Here is a 3,194-nt window from a genome sequence, read left to right as displayed (position 1 = left end):
GGATATGAAACCATTAAGTATTCTTCAAGCAAAAACGTACAACAATATTAGTGCTATTGTTATCACTTCAGTTGTGTTTTTAATAACGCAATCTGCATATGCTCAAACGAAGACAAAGAACTTAGATGTTTTTATAGGTATGCAATATGGGTTAAGTATGGTTATTCCCATCGCAGCTGCTATCATTCTTTTATTTCTTTTACTTATTTATATACTTCGTATCATCGCAAGAGCTACATTCATACGATGGGCATTCAGTATCGTTATTGCTGGTGCGGCCTTTTATCTTAGTCACATATTATTCCACATCCAATAATGAGTGCACGCCATGAAATCACAAGAAAAGAAAGAATTTCCTTTATTTAAGGGAGCAACACGTGTTCCAACAATGTGGGGTGTACCCATGATGCCACTTATTGTTATGGTTATGGGAGTTGCTGTTATTGCTATGACAATAAATATCTTTTTGTGGATTATTGCACCACCATTATGGTTCATTATGGCGCAAATTACCAAAAATGATGATAAAGCGTTTCGTATTTGGTGGTTGTGGATCGATACCAAATTTCGCAATCGCAATAAAGGTTTTTGGGGGGCATCAAGTTATAGTCCCTCTGATTATAGTAAAAGGAGATAAACATGACCGCTGTTGAAAGCAGCAAACGTCTCGTATCAGAGACGCCTGTAAGCCTGTTCCTCCCCTATTCACATCACATTACAGATACGATTATCTCTACTAAGAATGCGGAATATTTGTCGATTTGGAAAATTGACGGACGCTCGCATCAAAGTGCTTCAGAAGAAGATATTTTTCAATGGACAAGAGAACTTAATAATACTCTACGGGGTATTGCATCGGCCAATTTATCATTTTGGACGCATATCGTGCGTCGCCGTGTTTATGAATATCCTGATTCAACATTTGATCAAATGTTTTGCTATCAGCTTGATGAAAAATATCGGCAAAGCTTTGCGGGTTATAATCTGATGGTCAATGATTTATATCTGACTGTCGTTTTTCAACCAATAGCAGATAAAATTATGTCGTTCTTTTCCAAACATGAACGTGAAGCGCTTGATCAAAAAAAGATGCGACAGGATTCATGTATTAAAGAACTCAATGACATTAATCATACTTTAGGCCAATCGTTAAAACGTTATGGTGCAGAACTTCTTGGTGCTTATGAAAAAAATGGCCATGCTTATTCTTCTGCTCTTGAATTCCTTGGAATGCTTGTCAATGGTGAATATCACCCTATGCCCATTTGCCATGACCGCTTTGCTGATTATATGTCTATTAATCGGCCTTTTTTCTCAAAATGGGGTGCTCTTGGTGAACTAAGAACAACCAGTGGAATGCGCCGATTTGGAATGCTGGAAATTAAAGAATACGACGCAACAACCAAATCAGGACAATTGAATGTTTTACTGGAAAGTGACTTCGAGTTTGTATTGACGCAAAGCTTTTCGGTGCTTTCCCGACATGCTGCTAAAGACTATTTACAACGGCATCAACGTAATCTTATTGATGCACGCGATGTAGCAACGAGCCAAATTGAACAAATTGACGAAGCACTGAACCAACTTATCAGTGGTCATTTTGTCATGGGAGAGCATCATTGTACGTTGACCATATATGGAGATACAATTCAACAAGTTCGCGACTATATGGCCAAAGCAAGTGCTGCATTACTAGACGTTGCGGTATTGCCCAAACCTGTAGATTTAGCGATAGAGGCTGGTTATTGGGCACAACTTCCTGGCAATTGGAAATGGAGACCACGTCCTGCTCCGATTACATCACTGAATTTTTTATCATTTTCGTCTTTTCATAATTTTATGTCCGGAAAGCCTACTGGCAATCCATGGGGACCAGCCGTCACAATTCTTAAAACAACCAGTAAAACACCGCTTTATTTTAATTTTCATGCCTCAAAACTTGAAGAGGATTCGACTGATAAACGGTTACTCGGTAATACCGCACTTATCGGACAATCCGGATCTGGTAAAACTGTACTGCTCGGTTTTTTGTTAGCACAAGCGCAAAAATTTAAGCCGACAACTGTTGTTTTTGATAAAGATCGTGGTATGGAAATTGCCATTAGAGCGATGGGTGGAAAATATCTAACATTTAAACCAGGTAGAGCAAGTGGCTTTAATCCGTTTCAACTTCCTCCCACACAAGAAAATCTGATTTTTTTAAAACAATTTATTAAAAAATTGGCAGAAGCTGGTGGTGAAGTCACACATCACGACGAGGAAGAAATTAACAAAGCTGTTACGTCTGTTATGAGTAGTAATATCGATCCGTCGCTGCGTCGTTTGTCTTTTTTGGTGCAATTTTTACCAAATCCACATTTAAATGATTATAATACACACCCATCTGTTCACGCTCGCTTACTGAAATGGTGTGAAGGTGGTGATTATGGATGGTTATTTGATAACCCTCATGATGCTCTTGATCTTTCTACACATCAAATTTACGGCTTTGATATCACGGAATTCTTAGACAATACGGAAACTCGTACGCCAGTGATGATGTATTTGCTTTACCGCACAGAAGGCATGATTAGCGGGCAGCGATTTATGTATATCTTTGATGAGTTTTGGAAGCCATTACAAGACCCATACTTTGAAGATTTGGCAAAAAATAAACAAAAAACTATCCGTAAGCAAAATGGTATTTTTGTTTATGCAACGCAAGAGCCTAGCGATGCTTTGGAAAGCAATATTGCCAAAACACTCATTCAACAATGTGCAACTTACATTTTTCTAGCCAATCCCAAAGCAAATTATGAAGATTATACAAAAGGTTTTAAACTAACAGATACTGAATTTGAACTTGTTAAAGGACTTGGTGAATTTAGTCGCCAATTTCTCATTAAGCAGGGAGACCAATCCGCACTTGCAGAGCTAAATCTCGGTAAATTCCATGTGACAAGCGATGGAAAAAACATCGGACACGACTTTAGTGACGAACTTTTGGTGTTATCAGGTACACCTGATAACGCAGAGTTAGCCGAAAGAATTATCACGGAAGTTGGTGATGATCCAGCAATATGGTTACCAATTTTCTTACAGCACGTAAAAAATGACAGGAGGGAAACATGAAGAAACAAGTCGTTTTAATCGCAATAGCAATAATTTTAGGGATCTCAAAGCCGGCAATGGCTTTTTGGAGCTGGGGAGCTGGA

General features: G+C 38.5%; 3 protein-coding genes. All 3 read left to right on the top strand.

Going from position 1 to position 3,194, the window contains the following annotated elements; translation table 11 throughout:
* Nucleotides 1-4 precede the first annotated feature (4 nt).
* From BN338_RS07630 to BN338_RS07620, 3 genes are read left to right on the top strand one after another with little or no spacing between them, the layout of a single operon-like run.
* Complete coding sequence (locus BN338_RS07630) at nt 5-316, top strand: hypothetical protein (RefSeq protein ID WP_039760674.1); 312 nt, start codon at nt 5-7, stop codon at nt 314-316.
* Nucleotides 317-328: 12 nt separating this feature from the next.
* Entirely contained in the window at nt 329-637 is a 309-nt protein-coding gene (locus BN338_RS07625; protein WP_039760672.1) for a VirB3 family type IV secretion system protein, read from the top strand.
* A 2-nt stretch (nt 638-639) separates the two neighbouring features.
* Nucleotides 640-3,111: a VirB4 family type IV secretion/conjugal transfer ATPase gene (locus BN338_RS07620; protein WP_039760671.1), complete on the top strand. Its 2,472-nt coding sequence runs from the start codon at nt 640-642 to the stop codon at nt 3,109-3,111.
* The last annotated feature ends 83 nt before the right edge of the window (nt 3,112-3,194 follow it).

Origin of the sequence: Bartonella queenslandensis AUST/NH15, assembly GCF_000312585.1 — a bacterium.
In the GTDB taxonomy this organism is placed as follows: Bacteria; Pseudomonadota; Alphaproteobacteria; order Rhizobiales; family Rhizobiaceae; genus Bartonella; species Bartonella queenslandensis_A.
The sequence above is the reverse complement of the archived record's forward strand: the minus strand, read 5'-3'. Positions and strand labels throughout refer to the sequence as shown.

What these genes read in the sequence shown, in the direction of transcription:
- BN338_RS07630 (WP_039760674.1), top strand. Translation starts at nt 5, where the DNA reads ATGAAACCATTAAGTATTCTTCAAGCAAAAACGTACAACAATATTAGT.
- BN338_RS07625 (WP_039760672.1), top strand. Translation starts at nt 329, where the DNA reads ATGAAATCACAAGAAAAGAAAGAATTTCCTTTATTTAAGGGAGCAACA.
- BN338_RS07620 (WP_039760671.1), top strand. Translation starts at nt 640, where the DNA reads ATGACCGCTGTTGAAAGCAGCAAACGTCTCGTATCAGAGACGCCTGTA.